The following is a 16,373-nucleotide window of genomic DNA, read 5'->3' as shown; positions in this document are numbered from 1 at the left end:
GTGTGTACCGGCGTCTTCTGCATCCAGCTCGACGCCTACGGCTCGCGCGGGAACGTTCGCCGCTCCGCCGCGGCTCTCCGCCCGTCCGCAACGTCGGGGCCGGCGCGGAGGCGTTGCGGCTCCAGGCTGCCAGCAGCACGCCCGCGCCCAGGGCGCCCACCGCCGTGGAGAGCGCCGGGCCGGTGGCTCCCGGGGCACCCGCGCCGGCTTCCGGGCCGACGGCGGACCCGTTGAGCCCGAGCCAGAGGCCGGCGGCCACAGTGACGATCGTCTTGGTGACCCCCGAGGCCTCGCCGGCCCGCTCCGGTCGGATCACGGCCTGGGTGGTGATGAGCGTCAGCGCGTTGGCCGTGCCGAGGAACGCCCCGCCCAGCGTGGCGAGGGCCAGGTACGCGGGGAGGGAGGACGCCCGGGACAGCGATGCCAGCGCGAGCGCTCCGCCGCAGAGGCACGCCGCCAGCAGCCGCACCGCGACCGCCGGTGGCACCCTTCCGGCGACCGGCCCGGCGAGCGCCATCGCCAGCGCGGGAGCCAGGAACGCGGCGCCCGCGTGGCCGACCGGGAGCCCCCAGCGACCCTGCAGAGCCAGCGGTACGACGACCAGGAACGTCACGGTGGTGGCGTTGGCCGCGGCACCGGCCAGGGTGACCGCCACGAACGGCCCGTTGCGCAGCAGGCCGGCATCGACCAGCGGGTGGGCCGCGGACCGCTGCCGCCGCAGGAACAGGACCAGCAGGGCTGCCGCGACGATCACCGCTGCCGACACGGCGGGCCAGGGCCACCGCGGTCCGCGGTGGACGACGACGCAGAGCGCCGCGAGCGCCGCGGTGACACCGGCAAGACCACGCAGGTCGATGCTGCGGCAGGCAGGGTACCCGCGGCTCTCGGCGGCCCTCGACGCGCAGAGCGCGCCGAGCACGGTCAGCGGGAGGTTGACCCAGAACAGCGCCCGCCAGGACGCCGAGGCCGTCAGCGCGCTGCCGACGAACGGACCGCAGGCCGTGGCGACTCCCCCGGCCCCGAGAGCCCAGCCGATGGCCCGCCCCCGCAACTCGTCCGGATGGACAGCGGTCAGCAGGGACAGCCCCACCGGCATGATCATCGCGGCCCCGGCTCCCTGGACCACCCGCGCGCCGACGAGGAACGGCAGGGCCGGGGCGAGTGCGCAGGCCACCGACGCCGCGCCGAAGACGGCGAACCCCGCGAGGAGGAGTCGCCGGCGGCCGAGCAGGTCGCCGCACCGCCCCGCTCCCAGCATCAGCGCGCCGGTGGCCAGGAGGTAGGCACTGATCACCCACGGCGGGCCGGCGGCGTCCGCGTGGAGGTCGCGACCGATCTCCGGGAGGGCGAGCACCAGGCCGAAGGCGTCGAGCTGGATGCAGAAGACGCCGGTACACACGGCGAGCAGCGCCCACCGTTGACCGGCGGTAGCCGGTGGCGCACCGCCGTCGCGCTTCTCGTGGCGTCGCAACATGAGCACTCTCTCCTCCTCGGGCTGCCCTTGGGGCGCTGTTTTGCCGCCGCCGCACGGACGTACGGCGGCTCGAGACACCGGGGGGGGAAGGATGCAGCCACAGAACGCCTCCGACGGGAGGCGGCGCTGCGGGAGGAGAAGAAGGCGTGACCGGCCGGGAGCCAGGGCCGCGAGCACGGGAAGCGCTGCGCCGCGTCGGCGCACGGCGCTGAGCACCGAATCCGCGCCTCGAGCGCAGAGCGCCTCCTCAACGGGGCCACCGTAGCGGGCGGGGTGCGCCGCCGGCGAGCCGCACCGCCGTTCTCGGGCGAGCCCGGCCCTCCTCACGACCGAGGAGAGGCCGGTGCGGTGGGCGCCGAACGCGGGTCACTCGTTCGGAGGTGTTGTGTTTCCTGAGGCACACAGCACGAAAGAGTCATCTCGCGCGGTGTGTCGGGCTGTCCACAGGCCGGGAACCGCGGCGGCCGGCCGTGCTGGTGGATGCGGGCGGTGAGACTGAACATCCCATGCAGGTTGATGCAAGGAGCACGCGTGCGGGAGCAGCAGCGAGGCGACGAGCGGCGGCACGGTCCGCCGCGGCAGGGTGCGGCGAGGGCAGGGGTGCCACCGCGGGCGGAGCAGGACGCGGCGACCGGCGGGCTGCTGCGGCTCCAAGGGCTCGCGGGGAACTCGGCGGTCTCCCGCCTGGTGGCCGAACAGGGCGTCGTGCCGTCCACCGCGGGCCGGGGCCTCACGCCGGTTGGACGGCCCGCGGCGGCGTCCGGGGGCACTGCGGCGGTGCAGCGGACGGAGTACGACGAACTCCACCGGCACCCCGCCGGCCCTTCGCTGCGGGTACGCGGCCCCCGGCCGTCCCGCAAGCAGGACCGCACCCGCAACGAGCTGCGGGAGGACGAGTGGCAGCAGCTCCCTGCGCAGGTCCGGGGTGCGAGCCACAAACAGCGTCTGACGGTGGACCAGGACCCTCAGACGCTCCAGGAGGCCGACCCGGCGCTTCACTACAGCCTGGGTTCCGTCCGGCGGTTGGCCCCCGACATCCCCGACACTGCCGGGCGCAACGCGGTGCTGGAAGGGATGGGCCGCGCCGACGGGGCCACGCGCGGCTACTGGAGCGGGCAGGACGCGCGGGACCGTCGGCTGGGCCGCGACGCGCGAGCCGCACGGCACTCCTACACCGAGACACCGGAGGAGCGTCGGCAGCGTCACGACACCGTCGACAGCGCGTTGCGGAGCCCGGAGTCCTCGGACGCCATGGACGACCTGCGTTCCCTTCTGGCCCGGTTCGAGGGAGTGGCCATCGGCGGCGGCCACTCCGGCTCGCAGACGTGGCAGTTCCTGCACGCCCACATGGCGGAGCTGCGCGCGGCCGGGGTGCAGACCCTCTACCTGGAGAGCGTCCGCGACGACAGCTATCAGGCCGACGTGGACTCCTACCTCGCCGGCCAGGAGATGAGCCCCGGGCTGCTGGCGTTCGTCACCCGGTACGACAGCTCCATGGGCCTGGGGACGACGGGCCTACGAGCGGTGTTGGAAGCCGCCCGGACGCACGGGGTCCGGGTCAGGGGGCTCGACGGCCGGCCCGCCCGTCGGCCGCCGATGCCCGCGAACGACCTCTTCGCACGCGTGGCCGGGATGAACACCTACGCGGCCCAGGTCGTCTCCCATGACCGGCGCCGCTCCTCGGCCGTGGCCGAGGAGCGGTACCTGATGGAACTCGGCAGCCGGCACACCGGCATGTACACGGACCAGCCGAAGGACGCGTCGCTGCACGGCACCCCGTTCGAGGACGGCGCGGGCTTCCCCGGCGTGGACGACCTGCTGCGCATCCCCGCGGTCAGCTATGAGGACGACCGCTTCCGACGCCTCGCCCATCCCTCCTGACGGCCCGGCAGCACGCCCCGGACGCAGGGACGCCCTCCTCGGGCGGTCTGCGTCCGGGGCGTGCCGACCGGTAGGAGGAGCGGCGCGGGCCGCAGCGTGGCGGGCGGCGTCGCGGCTCACGTGCAGGGCCGACGGGTCCGGTCCTGCCGTCACGACGTGGCGGCCCTGCCGTCTCGGCCGGGGCTCGGCGTCGCTGCGTCACCGGGGTGCGGGGCGGCCCGCAGTTCGCGCCGCATGCACGCACGGGGCCAGCGGTCGAGGCCCGTGCTCGGCCTCGGCCCTGCGGAGTTCCCGCAACCCCGGGGTGACCTCGGCGTCGGACAGCCGACGGAATCCGCACCGCTCGTAGTACGGCCCGTTCCACGGGACGTCGGTGAAGGTGGTGAGGGTGAGCGCCGCCGCGCCGCCACGGGCGGCCCACGCGTCGACGTGCTCGATGAGGCCCGCTCCGACGCGGCGGCCGGCGTGGGCCGAGCGGACGGAGACCTGCTCGATGTGGGCGCATCCGTCGACGATGTCGACCAGCACATAGGCGACCGGCCTCCCATCGGCCGTGTGGACCCAGGCCTGCTGCTGCTCGACGTAGCGGCGGAGCGTTCCGGCGGAGGGCGGTTCGTCCTCGGCGATCTCCGCCATGCCCAGGGTGGTGAACACCCTGCCGGCGTCCCGTTCGATCGCTCGCAGAGTGGGGATGTCCTGGTCCCGCGCCGCTCGAATCACGCCGCCTCCGATGTCCGCCGGTCGGTCCCCGACTCCTCGTCACGCGCACGCGGGTGCGCTCGGGCCGCGATGCTACCGCGCGCTCCGGTCGTGGCTCGTCAGGAGGCGCGACCCGTGCGGGGGCGTCCACCGGCCCGGCATGTCGATCATGGCGTGTTCCGCCCCGTCGATGGTGACCCTGACGAGCCGACCGGGAGATGCCGCCGGGGCAACGGACGACGGCAACCCCGGAAGGGGCGGACCGCGCCTCGGAGGCGGGCCACGCCCGTCGCGCCCGTCCGGCCGCATGCGTGGTGGTCCCGCCCACGAGCCGACACATCCCGAACAGGGCCTGCGATGTCAGCCGGAGGCCGAGTCGGACTCATCGGCGGAACCACCCCTCGCATCGTCGCTGTCAGAGCCGGTTCCATGCCTCGCGGAACTGTTCGCGGGCCTGTCGGGTGGGGGGCCGGCGGTGGTGGTGGATGATCTGCCAGGCGGTCAGCTCGACGTCCCGCAGCCACAGTTCACCGGTCGTGCTCGCCGGTCCGGGAAAGTCGTCACCGTTCGTGAGGTGCTCGCCGACGAGCAGAGCCGTGGCGACACGCTGATCGGTGCTCATGCCGCCGAAGGCCCCCAGCAGCCGCGTGGCCAACCCTGCGCCGTGCCCGTCCAGGGCCGCGACCACACCGATCCTGAGGTTGGCCGGCAGCAGCGCGGACGCCCCGGACGCCCGGCGCAGGTCGGTCCAGAACGTCCGGCGGTCCTCATCCCCCTCCTCCGCCGGCGCGGGTGCCGGCAGCAGGGCCAGGAGCGCCAGCAGGTGGCCGGTCGCGGCGTAGGCCGCGGAAGAGGCCGCGGCGAGGGCGGCGATCCGCCCGACGCGTCCTGCCGAGAGGCTGCCGGCCTCCCTGTCGGCCGGGATGTTCAGGTCGTGGCGCATGTAGTCGGCGAGCGGTTTGGTGTTGAAGTAGTTCGGCAGCACAGGTAGTCCTCCCGGCGCACAACGGGTGTCGCGCCGATCGTGCCAAGTGCTCCCTCCGGTGAACAGACCGCTTTCGGCACGAAGGCCCGGCTCGTGCCGACGGGCGGTCGGCCCCGTCCGCATCGGCGCGTCGGCTACCCGACGCGCCCGCTCTTCTCGGGCTGCGGCGCCGGCTGCGCCGGAGCGGTCTCCGCCGGTGCCGTCCCGCCCGACGACTTCGCGGCGGACCTGTCGGCCCTCCAACGGCGCGCGAGGCGCAGCCCGACCACGGCCACCACGGCGTGGGCGATGAGGGCCAGCACGACGAAGGCGGTGGAGTCGTAGGTCTCGTTGGCGAGCAGCACCGCCATGGCCACGCTCGCAACGACGACGCCGCCGGCAATCCATGTCCTCTTCTTCATGACCTCGTCTCGCTCTCTCCGGTTCCGGACGACGGGCCGGGCGCGAGCGGGCGGTTGCCCGCCGCGCAGGAGCCCGGGTGCGGGCCGTGCGGCAGTGGGGCGGGGCGCCGTGCGGTACCCCGTCCGACGACCCGGTGGCCGCGCGGAGCGACTGGCTTCCGTCGCCCGGCTCTCGCCTACCCCGGCACCCCCGCGTCAGGGGCGTGGTTTTCGGTCGGTCTCGGCGGCACGGTCATGTCGGCGCGGGAGCGGAGAGCGGTGTGCGCCGCGAGGCGTCGGGGATGCGAGCGGCTGCGGTGCCCTAGCGTGCACCGCAGCCGCTCGGTCCGGTCCGTCGGCACGGGCCGAGCGGCGGTCAGACCTGCTCGAAGTGGAAGGACTTGATGAAGCAGTCGCGGGGCTGTCCGACGGCGAACAGGACGCACTCGACCAACGACTGGGCGGTCAGGGCGTCCTCGGCCCGGCGCGGGGTGTTCTGCCACTCCTCGGACAACGGGTCGGCGTTGTCGAAGTCGGGCGGGTAGAGCGAGATCACCCGCACGCCCTGCGGCCGCAGCCGCTTGGAGAGGATCTCGGAGAAGCCCGCCTGTGCGCTCTTGGCCGCGTAGAAGGCGTCGTGGGCCTCGGAACGGTGGTGCCCGGCGGTTCCGCAGGTGGAGACCATGGTGACGATGTCCGGTGTCTCCGAGCGGAGCAGGAGCGGCAGGAAGTGTTTGACCGCCAGTACGGTGCCGGTGGCGCCGGAGGCGATGGTGTCGGTGATGTCGGCGTCGTCGGCGGACAGCAGGTCCGCGCCGTCGAGGTACCGGGCGCCGTTGTTGACGAGCAGGTCGACCCGGTCGGTCACGTCGGAGACGCCGCGCGCGAAGTCGCGGATGGAGCCGGGGTCCCGGAGATCGCAGGGGAAGGCGTGGACTGCCCCGTGCCCGCGGCCCCGGATCTCGTCACGGACGCGTTCGGCCGCTGCGGGGTCCCGGGCCGACAGGAAGATCTCAGCGCCCCTGCCGGCGAGTTCGATCGCCAGGGTGCGGCCGAAGTCGCGCCCGGCCGACGTGATGACGACCCGTCGCCCGGTCAGTACGTGGTGCATCGGTCCTCGCTCTGCTTCGTCGGCGGGGTACGTGTGCGGGCCCGACCGGCCCGCCGCGCGGCGGTGTTGCGGCTCGCTTGCCCCGAGCCTACGACGCGACGGCGTGGCCGTCTGCGCGAGGGGGCGTCGGGTGCTCACAGCGCGTGGCCGCCGGCGACCTGCAGCACCTGACCGGTGATCCACCGTGCCTGGTGCGAGGCGAGGAAGACGACGGCGTCGGCGATGTCGGCGGGCGTGCCGGCGCCCCCCAGGGGAACAGCACGTTCGACCTGCGCGAGCAGGTCGTCGTCCATCCAACCGGTCTGCACCGGGCCCGGTGCGACGGCGTTGACCCGGACGCCGAGAGGAGCGAGGTCGAGGGCGGTGGAGCGTGTCAGCGCCTCCAGCGCTGCTTTGGAGGCGCCGTAGCCCGTCTGGCCCGGGAAGGCGCGCGCGGCGTCGGTGCTGATGTTGACGACGCACAGGGGGTGGCCGTCCCGGCGCCGCCCGACCGCTTCGGAGGTGAGGAGTGCGGGTGCGACCGCGTTCACCGAGAAGTGCCGGTGCAGGGAGCGGTGGGTCAGGGTGCCCACCGTGTCCGGGGATTCGCAGTGGGCCGCGTTGTTGACCAGGACGTGGAGGGCTCCGGTCCGGTGGACGACGGCCTCGACGAGGTGCCGGGGTGCGTCCGCGTCGGAGAGGTCTGCCGCGAGGGCGAAGGAGTCGTTGCCGAGTTCACCGGCAAGCGCCTCGGCCGCCTCGGCCGAAGGGGTCGCGTGCTCCCGGACGGCGTCAGCCGTCAGGGTCGGTGTCGGGCCGAGGTGGTGGACGGCGACCCGTGCGCCCTGGGCCGCGAACGCGCGCCCGACAGCCGCTCCGATGCCGGCGGCACCGCCCGTCACGAGGACGGTCCGGCCCGCGAGCCGGGGATCGATCACGGCAGCTCCGTTCGGGGTGGGCGGTCGGCGCCGGGGGCGGGCCGCCCCCGGCGCAAGGACGATACGGCAACCGCAGCGCCGGCGTCCGACGGACGGCATGCATCGGGGTCCTCACCTGTATGACGCTCCGGCGGTCGTCCGGACGCGCCACGGAAGGGTCCCGTGCGCACCGCACGGTCCGTGGGCTCTGCTAAACCGGTGCCATGACAGATCCCCTCCTCGACGTACCGCCGGGCGACCCCCGGCCGCCCGCCGTGTGCCGGCTCTGCGGCAGGCGGCTCACGACGACCGTCGCGCGGCAGTGGCAGCTCGGCGAGGGCTGCCGGGAGAAGCTGCACATCAGGGAGGCCCCGACCCCGCGTGTCGGCGGCGTCCAGCAGGACGCGCTGCCCGGTCTGTGAGTCCGCTGTCAGTGCTCGCTGCGACGATGCCGGTATGGAGCGACGCGTGTACGGCAGCGACCACGAGGACGCCGCGCCCGAGACGGGGCGGCGGTACGTCGAACTGTGCGCGGGCCCGCTGGACGGCCTGCTGCTCGACGTGACCGACCGGGAGGCGGACCGCCTCGCCGAGGGCGCGGCGCTGACCACGGAGATCGGGCAGTTCGGGGCCGGCGGGCGGGCGCACTACCGCCCGAGGCCGGGCGAGCCCGCGCGGTGGGACTGGGCCGGGGACAGCCCCTGACGCGCTCTGGGGGCGGCCGCGAACCGGCCGCCCCCAGAGTGCCGGAACGACAGGCCACGCCCCGGCCCCAACAGCACGATTCTGATATTCTGATGGCATGCGACTGATGACGGCCTCCGAGGCGTCGCGGAACTTCGCGAGTGTCCTCGACAGAGCGGAACACGGGGAGACCATCGTGATCACCCGAGGCGGGCGACGGCTCGCACTCATCGGCCCGGCGCCCGTCGCCAACGGCGGCGACTTCAGCGACGCGCTGACGGCCTTCCGGGCGCGGCACCCCGAGGACGACCCGGCATACGAGGACGACGTCCTCGGCTCCCGTGAGCTGCTGACGCAGGACGATCCGTGGAGCGACTGATCCTGGACACCGGGATACTGATCGAGGCGGAGCGCGGCCGACTCGACCTCGACCGGCTGAACCGCAACGGTGACCTCGCCATAGCCGCGGTCACCGGCGCGGAACTCCTCACGGGGGTCGAGCGGGCCGACACCCCTCAGCGGCGGCAGCGGCGGCAGGAGTTCGCCGACCTGGTGTTCGCCGTCATCCCCGTCGAGGACTACACGCTCGACATCGCCCGCGCGCACGCCCGGCTCCTGGCCCACGTCCGCGCGGAGGGGCGCCCGCGCGGCGCGCACGACCTCATCATCGCCGCCACGGCGGCCGGCACCGCTCGCGCGGTGCTGACCACCGACGGCAAGGCCGGATTCGACGACCTGCCGGGCGTGGCGGTCGCCTGACCCGGCACCCACGACGGGGCGGTCACCGCACCGCCCTCCGTGCCGCCTGCACCCCGGCCGCGGCGGGCTGCCATCACCCGGAGGTAGGCCGGGGAGCGGGCTGTGCGGCGAGCCGCGGTCGCGGCCGGCCTCACCCGCCGCTGTTTCCCCGCCCCTGGGACGGACCCGCCCCTCCCGGCCGGGGCCGCCGCGCATCGGTGGGTGGGCCGGGCCCCGGGGCGCGCGCCCGGCGTGACGCCGAAGGGTCGTCGCACCTCTGCCGCCGGACACGGCAGGCCGCGCGACCTCGGCACCCGGTCAGCGGTGCGAGCGGGGGACCATCACCACGCGGAGGAACGCGGCGACGGGCGTGATCGCCGTGATGCGGTGTTCGACGTCGGCCGCGAGGGTGCCGGAGCGCCCCTCGGCCACCGAGGCCACATCGCCACCGGTGGCCACCCGCACGGTCCCCTCCAGCACGTGAAGCATGGAGTCCGGCGCACCGGCCGTCGGTCCCACGCGGTGGCCCTCCTCCCCCACGAGTCGCAGTCGCCACAGCTCGACGGAGAGGTCCGGGGTCTCGACGGCGCGGAGCAGGTACGCCCAGCTGTCGTCGGAGGTGGACCAGATCTGCACTCCCGCGGGGGGCGCGTGGTCGACGACGCCGAGGAGTCCCGGGAAGGTGGTCCCGAGGGCGGCCGCGACCTTGTCGACCGTCCCGATGCTCGGGTTGGCCTGGCCGAGTTCGACCTGGGTCAGCATCCGGCGGCTGACGTCGCTGACCTGGGCCAGCCGGGTCACGCTCATGCCGGCCGCCTCCCGCAGGGCACGGACACGGCGGCCGATGTCGCGCGCGACGCCGGGGTTCAGCTTCTCGGTCACTCCTCCTCCAGGGGACCCGTCACCCAAGTGGGCAATATAGTGCGCAGCGTGGTACTGATGGCCGTCGGGCCGTGGGTACGGACCGATGCGGCGTGAAGGGGCGGGATGACGCAGCGCAACGATACGGGGCCGGAGCTGTCGGTCGACGGGCGGCCCGGCCCGGCCGGCCGCTCCGCTCTCGTCCGCTGGTTGGCGGGGTACGGCACCTTCGGCGTCCCGCAGGCGGCAGCGCCCATCGCCTTCGCGCTGCTCGCCCTGCCGCTGACCGGCTCGGCCTCCCACGGTGCGGCGCTCGTCGCCGCCATGACGACCGCCCAGGTGCTGGCCGCGCTGCCGCTCTCGCGGCTCGGTTCGCGGTTCGACGCGGGGAGCTACCTGCGGGTGCTGATCGGTGTCCGGACCGTCGGGCTGGTGCTGGTGGCGGTGCTCGCCGCCGCGGAAGCGCCGTTCGTCCTGCTGATGGCCGCGGCGGCCTCGGCGGGCGCCGTGAACGGGGCGGCGTACGGGTACCTGCGGCTGCTGCTCAACCACCTCGTGGCGCCGGGCGCCCTCCCCCGTGCGCTCGGGATCGCGGCGACGTTGAACGAGGTGACCTTCGCGGCGGCCCCCGTCGTCGCGTCGGTCGCCGGCTCCTTCTCCCCGGTCTGGGCCGTCGTGGGGCTCGCCCTCACCGGCACGGCGCCGATCCTGCTCGTCCCCGCGACGGCCGGGCTGCGGACGCCCCCGCCCCCGGTCGGGCGTCCCGCGCGGTTCGGGGCCCCGGTGTACCTGTGGCTCTTCTGCACGGCCGCGATGTCGGCGGCGGTCGCCGCCGTCGAGGTGGGGGCGGTGTCGCTGGCCCTGCGGTACGGCCTGGAGGCGGGGTGGGGCTTCGTCTTCGCCCTGGCGCTCTGCCTGGGGTCGATCACCGGCGGGGTGTGGGTGAGCGTGCGCAACCGGATGCCGGAGCGCTCCCAGGTGCTGGGGTTCCTGGCGGCCGCCACCGCCGGCGCGGCCACGGTGGCGTACCAGGGGCCGATCTGGGTGACGCTGCTCGGTGCGACGGCGGTGGGCTTCTTCCTGCCGCCGCTGGGCACCTACTTCTCGCTCGTCCTCGACCGGTTGGCGCCCCCGCACCGGCGCGCGGAGGTGTTCGCCCTCATGCGGACCGCCAACGCGCTGGGGGTCATCGCCGTGAGCGGGCTCCTCGCCGTCACGGGGACGACGATCGCCCTCGGCGGGGGAGCAGCGGTGCTGGCGCTGGCCACGGGGCTCGTCGCGCTCGGGTCGGTGGCGGGGGCGCGGCGCCGGGCGGCCGGCGGCGGACCGGCGGCCGGCGTGTGACCGGAGCGGACCGGCGACCGCAGCCGGCCGAGCCGACGCGGGTGGTCGGCACCGGCCGCACCGGTGCCGGTGCGTGGGCAGCGGTGGTCTAGAGCCAGTCGTGTTCGCGGGCGTAGCGGGCGGCCTCGTGGCGGGTGCGGGTCCGGGTCTTCTGCATGGCGTTGGACAGGTAGTTGCGGACGGTCCCGGGTGCGAGGTGGAGCCGGGCGGCGATCTCGGCGACGGAGTACCCCTCGCCGGTCTCGCGCAGGACGTCGAGCTCCCGCCCGGTGAGGGGGCAGTCGTCCATCACGGCGAGCGCGGAGACGTCCGGGTCGATCCATCGCCGCCCCGCGTGGAGGGCGGCGATCACCTTGGTGATGTGCGCCGGGTCGGCGGACTTGCTGACGAAGCCCTGCACCCCGAGGCCGAGTGCCCGGCGCAGCACCCCGGGCCTGGCGTGGCGGGTCACCATGAGGACGCGCTGTTCGGGCAGGGCGCGGCGGATCTCCGCCACGGCGCCGAGGCCGTCGAGGCCGGGCATCTCCAGGTCGATCACCAGGACGTCCGGCTGGCGGAGCAGGGTCTCCCGTACGGCGCCGGCGCCGTCGGCGGCCTCGGCCAACACCCGGATGTCGCCCTCCAGGTCGAGCAGGGCCGCCAACGCCTTGCGTAGGAGGGCCTCGTCGTCGGCGAGCACCACGGTGATCACGGTGCTTCCTCCTGTCGTCGTGCGCGGTCCGCGGGCTGCCGGGGGAACGCGGCGGCGGTGCGGAACTCGCCGTGGCGCTGGTCCGCGGTCAGCTCACCGCCCTCCGCGGCGATGCGCTCCCGCAGGGCGGCCAGCCCGCCGAGGGCGGGCCGCGGGCCGTCCGGCGTGCCGTCGTTGACGATACCGATGCCCGTGGCGGTGAGGGTCAGGCGGACGCGGGTGGCCCGACTGTGGCGGAGGATGTTGGTGGTCGTCTCGCGGAGCACCTGGCCCAGTAGGCCGCCGATCCGCTCGTCGAGGTCGTGGCCGGCTTCGCCGTCGCGGTCGACGGCCACCTCGATACCGGCGGCCTCGAAGAGGTTCTTCGCGTTCTCCAGCTCGACGGACAGGTTGAGCCGGCGCTGGGCGTGGGCGAGTTCCCTGGTGCGGGCGATAGTGTCCCCCACCAGGTCCCGGACCTCGCGCAGTTCGCGTTCGGCGCGGGCGGCGTCGCTGCGCACGAGCCGCTCCGCGAGCGCCACCTTCAGCTTGACGACGTGGAGGGTGTGCCCCTGGATGTCGTGCAGGTCACCTGCGAACCGGACGCGTTCGCGGTAGACGGCGAGCTCGGCCTCCTGCTGCCGTCCCTGCTCCATGATGCGGTAGAAGGCGTGGTTGGCGAAGTTGAAACCGATCGCGACCAGCACGACGGACGTGGGCAGCAGAACGTACTCGACCAGGACGGCCACGGAGTCCTGATGGGGGCGGAGGAGCCGCGCGGCGCCCGCCGCGGCCACGTAGGCCGTGAGAGCTGCGGCGGCCGCCCGGCGGTGGGCCGACAGGCGCGGCACGGCCAGCGGGCCGGCGACCGCGAGGCCGTAGAACGCGGTGGCGCTGTCGCCGACCAGGGCCCCGTAGGGCCAGACGGCCGCGGTGACGGCGAGCCCGGCGGTCGCGACCCGGGAGAAGTCGTCCGCGGTCCAGCGTTCGAGGACGACCAGGGCGGCCAGCAGCCCCGCGCCCAGCACCAGCCCGTCCCACCAGGTGCGCGCCTGCGTGGCCACCAGGGCCGCGCCCACCACGCCCAGCGGCAGGGCCAGCGCCACGAGGTTCCATCGGCGCACCCGCCGGCGGGTGGTCGGCGGCGGCCGGTCAACGGCGGCGTCGGGACGCGGCCGGGTCACGCCCGACCCGCCGCGGAGCGTCGAACGCTCAGGCGGTCTGCTGCCGGCGAGCGGGGCGGACGGCTCGGTGCGAGGGCGGGGCCCACCGGGTGTGACGAAGCGGGCGGCGCCGGGCGGCCGCGCGGGGGCTGAGGGTTCATGCGTGCTCCGATGGCGGGGCGGGTGGCCGACCCGCAGTATCCGTCCGGCGCGGCGGCCGGCACCAGTGACACCACGTCATGGGTGCCGCCGCCGGATGTCACGGGCGGCGTGTGACGCCGCGCCCCTGCCGGGCCGGACGTGCCGGGGGTGAAATCTCCCCCATGACCTCGACCCCCGTCATTGACGTCGACCGCCTCACCCTCCGATACGGCGGCTTCCACGCCGTGAAGGACCTCTCCTTCCGTGTCGCGAGAGGGGAGCTCTACGCGCTACTCGGCACCAACGGGGCGGGGAAGACCACCGCCCTGGAGGTCGTCGAGGGCCACCGCCGGGCCACCTCCGGGACGGTGCGTGTCTTCGGCCGCTCCCCCCGCGACCGGCGGGCGGTGCGCCACCGGGTCGGCATCATGCTGCAGGAGAGCGGCTTCTCCCCCGACCTGACCGTCCGGGAGTCCGTCGCGCTGATGGGCGCCCTCTCCCACCGGGAGGACCGCGTCGGGCGCGTCCTCGACCTCGTCGACCTCACCCGTCGGGCCGGGACACGGGTGTCGCAGCTGTCCGGCGGGGAGAAGCGCCGGCTGGACTTCGCCGCCGCCGTCTACGGACGGCCCGAGTTGCTCTTCCTGGACGAGCCGACGGCCGGGCTGGACATCAGGTCCCGGGACGCCCTCTGGGACGCGGTGGACCGGTTGCGCGCGGCGGGCACCACGGTGGTGCTCACCACCCACTACCTGGAGGAGGCCCAGCAGCGCGCGGACCGCGTCGGGCTCATGCACCGGGGCTCGCTCCACCGGGAGGGATCGGTCGCCGACCTGACGCGGGCTCTCCCGGCGACGATCCGGTTCTCCCTGGCGCCGGGGGCTCCCACCCCGCGTCCACCGGCGGTCGCGCGCCCCGGTGGGGGGTTCGTCGTCGAGACCTTCGCACTCCAGCGGGAGCTGCGGGCGCTGCTCACCTGGGCCGGCGGGCACGGGGTCGAACTGCTGGGGCTGGAGGCCGGGCCGACGCGGCTCGACGACGTCCTCCGCTCGCTCGACGGCACCTGAACCGCGGCGTCGACCGGCCGGGGCCGCGTCCGACGCCTCGTACCGAGCCCGGCCACTGCCCGACCGCCCCGACCGCCCCGACCGCCCCGACCGCCCCGACCGCCCCGACCGCCCCGACCGGAGGAGACGCGCCCGTGCTCGTCATCGCCCGCAGCGAACTGATCCAGCTGTTCCGCAACCGCCTGGTGCTCGTCACCAGCTTCCTCAGCCCCGTCGCCGCCTGCGTGTTCTTCGTTTCCCGGCACGAGCTGTTCGCCGAGCTCGGCAGTGCCGGCTATGTCGCCGCGATGGTGCTGTTCACCGTGGGGGCGTTCGGCGTCCACGCCTCGACGGTCACCACGCTCGCCTCCCGGCGGCAGACCCTGTTCCTCAAGCGGCTGCGCTCCACCCCGGCGTCGGACTCGGCCGTCCTCACCGGGCTCGTCCTTCCGGTGGTCGCCCTGGCGCTGGTGCAGGTGGCGGTGATGCTGGCAGTGTTCGCCGGGGTGGCGGGCGGGCCGGCGCACCCGGCGCTGCTCGGGGTCGCGGTGGTGGCGGTGGTGGCGATGATGCTGGCGTTCGGGGCGGCCGTCGCGGGGCTGACCACCTCGCCGGAACACGCGCAGGTGACCGCGCTTCCCGTCAGCCTCGGCACGGTCGCCGTCACCAACTGGGTCGGACTCACCGGCACGGCCGAGTCGACGGCGTGGCAGCGACTCGTCCCGGGCGGCTCCGCCACCGAACTGGTGCTGGCGGCCTGGAACGGCGGCACGCCGGCGTCGGAGTCGCTTCTGCTGCTGGCGCCGACGCTCGGCTGGGTCCTCGCCGCCGTCGCGCTCGCCTCCCGGCTGTTCCGCTGGGAACCGCGGCGCTGATGGCCCACCCGGTCGCGGGCGCGGCCGCGGTGGTCACCCGATCGGACCGTGATCCGCACCCCGGCGCCGTCCGGTGCGGTGACGGTGCTCAAGGGCCCGCCGCCCGGGGCCGAAGCAGGAGGGGTCCGCCGGCCGCGGGTGCGCGCGTACCCGCGGCCGGTCCGCGCCGACCGCTCCGGAGTCCGTATGTGCACACGCCCCTTGGTCCGCCACGTCTCGTTGGCTCTGCTGCTCGTGCTGCCGGTGGCCGGTGGCGCCGGTGGCGCCGCCGCCGCGCCGCCCGCCGCCGAGACGGCGGCGGAGCGGTCCCCCCGGGTCATCCCGGGGCAGTACGTCGTCACCCTTGACCCCGGGGTGCCGGTGGCCGAACTCCTCGCGGAGCTGGGCGTGGCGCCCCTGTTCGTGTACGACACGGTCCGCAACGGTTTCGCCGCGGAGCTCTCCCCCGACCAGCTCCGGGCGGTGCGGGCAGCGCCCGCGGTGTCGGCCGTCGAGGAGAACACCGTGGTGGAGGCCGGTCCCGCCCCGCCCGCCGACCTCACGAGGGCCGACGCCCCGGCGGCAGGACTTGGCGCGGCAGAGTGGGCCGGGGCCGTGCCGGCGGGCGAGAGTTGGGGGCTGGACCGGATCGACCAGCGGGAATTGCCGCTGGACGGCCGGTACGAGGTGACCGGAACGGGCCGCGGGGTGACGGCCTACATCGTCGACACCGGGCTCGACTTCGACCACGAAGAGTTCGGGGGCCGGGCGGTCTCCGGGTACGACGCCGTCGACGACGGCCGGGCCGGGGAAGACTGCCACGGTCACGGGACCCATGTCGCCGGGATCGTGGGAGGCGCCACCCACGGGGTGGCCCGCGAGGTCGACCTCGTCTCGGTGCGGATTCTGGACTGCGAGGGCACGGGCAGCACGGCGGGGGTGCTCGCCGCCCTCGACTGGGTCGCGGCCAACGCCGAGCAGCCGGCGGTGCTGAACGCGTCGGTGGGCGGCGGGGCCTCGCGCACGATCGACGAGGCGTTCGACGCGGTGGCGGCCCGGGGCACGCTCCCGGTCGTCTCGGCCGGCAACAACACGCGGGACGCCTGCAACGCCTCGCCCGCCGGCGCCGACCGGGTCTTCACGGTCGGGGCGACCGACCGGGAGGACCGGCCGGCGGGGTTCAGCAACTTCGGTCGCTGCCTGGAGCTGTTCGCGCCGGGCGTGGACATCGTCTCGGCCCGGGCGGGCGGCGGTACGGTCGCGATGAGCGGGACCTCGCAGGCGGCACCGCACACCGCCGGGGTCGCGGCCCTGTACAAGGAGACCCGCCCGGCTGCGGACCCGGCGAGCGTCGGCGAGTGGCTCGTCGGGGCGTCGACCAAGGACACCGTGGTGTCCAACACCGAGGGCTCGCCCGACCGGCTGCTCCACACCGGCGGTCTCTGA

17 protein-coding genes and 1 pseudogene are annotated in these 16,373 nt (G+C 75.0%); 9 read left to right on the top strand and 9 right to left on the bottom strand.

Annotated elements, in window-relative coordinates:
- A partial coding sequence (locus HCN56_RS05850; RefSeq protein ID WP_167968401.1) for an MFS transporter occupies positions 1-1,474 on the bottom strand: 1,474 nt, incomplete at its 3' end.
- Positions 1,475-2,005: 531 nt separating this feature from the next.
- On the opposite strand from HCN56_RS05850, the gene HCN56_RS05845 reads away from it, so the two are divergent.
- Positions 2,006-3,355, top strand: coding sequence for a TraB/GumN family protein (locus tag HCN56_RS05845; RefSeq protein WP_167968400.1), 1,350 nt, complete (start codon positions 2,006-2,008; stop codon positions 3,353-3,355).
- Between the two features lie 149 nt (positions 3,356-3,504).
- Here HCN56_RS05845 and HCN56_RS05840 read toward each other — a convergent pair.
- The 5 genes and pseudogenes from HCN56_RS05840 to HCN56_RS05820 all read right to left on the bottom strand — a co-directional run bounded on the left by HCN56_RS05840 (position 3,505) and on the right by HCN56_RS05820 (position 7,447).
- Positions 3,505-4,075 (bottom strand): annotated as a pseudogene (locus HCN56_RS05840) (GNAT family N-acetyltransferase).
- A 394-nt stretch (positions 4,076-4,469) separates the two neighbouring features.
- Positions 4,470-5,039 carry a hypothetical protein gene (locus HCN56_RS05835; protein WP_167968399.1) on the bottom strand — a complete coding sequence of 190 codons (570 nt, stop codon included), beginning with the start codon at positions 5,037-5,039 and terminating at the stop codon, positions 4,470-4,472.
- A gap of 134 nt (positions 5,040-5,173) precedes the next feature.
- Positions 5,174-5,440, bottom strand: coding sequence for a hypothetical protein (locus tag HCN56_RS05830; RefSeq protein ID WP_167968398.1), 267 nt, complete (start codon positions 5,438-5,440; stop codon positions 5,174-5,176).
- A gap of 355 nt (positions 5,441-5,795) precedes the next feature.
- The gene (locus tag HCN56_RS05825) at positions 5,796-6,530 is read right to left on the bottom strand and encodes an SDR family oxidoreductase (protein ID WP_167968397.1); all 735 of its coding nucleotides are present in this window, start codon (positions 6,528-6,530) and stop codon (positions 5,796-5,798) included.
- A 134-nt stretch (positions 6,531-6,664) separates the two neighbouring features.
- Positions 6,665-7,447, bottom strand: coding sequence for an SDR family NAD(P)-dependent oxidoreductase (locus HCN56_RS05820; RefSeq protein WP_167968396.1), 783 nt, complete (start codon positions 7,445-7,447; stop codon positions 6,665-6,667).
- A 203-nt stretch (positions 7,448-7,650) separates the two neighbouring features.
- Here HCN56_RS05820 and HCN56_RS05815 point away from each other — a divergent pair, with 203 nt between their 5' ends.
- The 4 genes from HCN56_RS05815 to HCN56_RS05800 all read left to right on the top strand — a co-directional run bounded on the left by HCN56_RS05815 (position 7,651) and on the right by HCN56_RS05800 (position 8,869).
- Positions 7,651-7,848 carry a DUF6011 domain-containing protein gene (locus HCN56_RS05815; protein WP_167968395.1) on the top strand — a complete coding sequence of 66 codons (198 nt, stop codon included), beginning with the start codon at positions 7,651-7,653 and terminating at the stop codon, positions 7,846-7,848.
- Positions 7,849-7,882: 34 nt separating this feature from the next.
- Positions 7,883-8,131: a hypothetical protein gene (locus tag HCN56_RS05810; protein ID WP_167968394.1), complete on the top strand. Its 249-nt coding sequence runs from the start codon at positions 7,883-7,885 to the stop codon at positions 8,129-8,131.
- A 97-nt stretch (positions 8,132-8,228) separates the two neighbouring features.
- The gene (locus HCN56_RS05805; RefSeq protein WP_167968393.1) at positions 8,229-8,489 is read left to right on the top strand and encodes a type II toxin-antitoxin system Phd/YefM family antitoxin; all 261 of its coding nucleotides are present in this window, start codon (positions 8,229-8,231) and stop codon (positions 8,487-8,489) included.
- Entirely contained in the window at positions 8,477-8,869 is a 393-nt protein-coding gene (locus HCN56_RS05800) for a PIN domain-containing protein (protein ID WP_167968392.1), read from the top strand. Before HCN56_RS05805 ends, HCN56_RS05800 begins: the two co-directional genes overlap by 13 nt.
- Positions 8,870-9,166: 297 nt before the next feature.
- Here HCN56_RS05800 and HCN56_RS05795 read toward each other — a convergent pair whose 3' ends face one another.
- Positions 9,167-9,730 carry an XRE family transcriptional regulator gene (locus tag HCN56_RS05795; protein WP_167968391.1) on the bottom strand — a complete coding sequence of 188 codons (564 nt, stop codon included), beginning with the start codon at positions 9,728-9,730 and terminating at the stop codon, positions 9,167-9,169.
- Between the two features lie 105 nt (positions 9,731-9,835).
- Between HCN56_RS05795 and HCN56_RS05790 the strand changes: the two genes are divergently transcribed.
- Positions 9,836-11,053, top strand: a complete 1,218-nt coding sequence (locus HCN56_RS05790) for an MFS transporter (protein ID WP_167968390.1) — start codon at positions 9,836-9,838, stop codon at positions 11,051-11,053.
- Positions 11,054-11,141: 88 nt separating this feature from the next.
- Here the strand turns inward: HCN56_RS05790 and HCN56_RS05785 are convergent, their stop codons facing one another.
- Entirely contained in the window at positions 11,142-11,744 is a 603-nt protein-coding gene (locus HCN56_RS05785; RefSeq protein WP_167968389.1) for a response regulator transcription factor, read from the bottom strand.
- Complete coding sequence (locus HCN56_RS05780; RefSeq protein WP_312871070.1) at positions 11,741-12,847, bottom strand: sensor histidine kinase; 1,107 nt, start codon at positions 12,845-12,847, stop codon at positions 11,741-11,743. The genes HCN56_RS05785 and HCN56_RS05780 overlap by 4 nt, the downstream gene beginning before the upstream one ends.
- A gap of 362 nt (positions 12,848-13,209) precedes the next feature.
- Here HCN56_RS05780 and HCN56_RS05775 point away from each other — a divergent pair, with 362 nt between their 5' ends.
- The 3 genes from HCN56_RS05775 (at position 13,210) to HCN56_RS05765 (ending at position 16,373) form a co-directional block, all read left to right on the top strand.
- Positions 13,210-14,094, top strand: coding sequence for an ABC transporter ATP-binding protein (locus tag HCN56_RS05775; RefSeq protein WP_167968387.1), 885 nt, complete (start codon positions 13,210-13,212; stop codon positions 14,092-14,094).
- Between the two features lie 134 nt (positions 14,095-14,228).
- Positions 14,229-14,948, top strand: coding sequence for an ABC transporter permease (locus HCN56_RS05770; RefSeq protein WP_167968386.1), 720 nt, complete (start codon positions 14,229-14,231; stop codon positions 14,946-14,948).
- Between the two features lie 186 nt (positions 14,949-15,134).
- A complete protein-coding gene (locus HCN56_RS05765; protein WP_167968385.1) occupies positions 15,135-16,373 on the top strand; it encodes a S8 family peptidase in 1,239 nt (412 codons plus the stop codon).

The sequence above is a fragment of the Streptomyces lonarensis genome, assembly GCF_012033735.1.
GTDB lineage: Bacteria > Actinomycetota > Actinomycetes > Streptomycetales > Streptomycetaceae > Streptomyces > Streptomyces lonarensis.
Note: the sequence above shows the minus strand (reverse complement) of the source record. Positions and strands in the feature narration are given on the sequence as shown.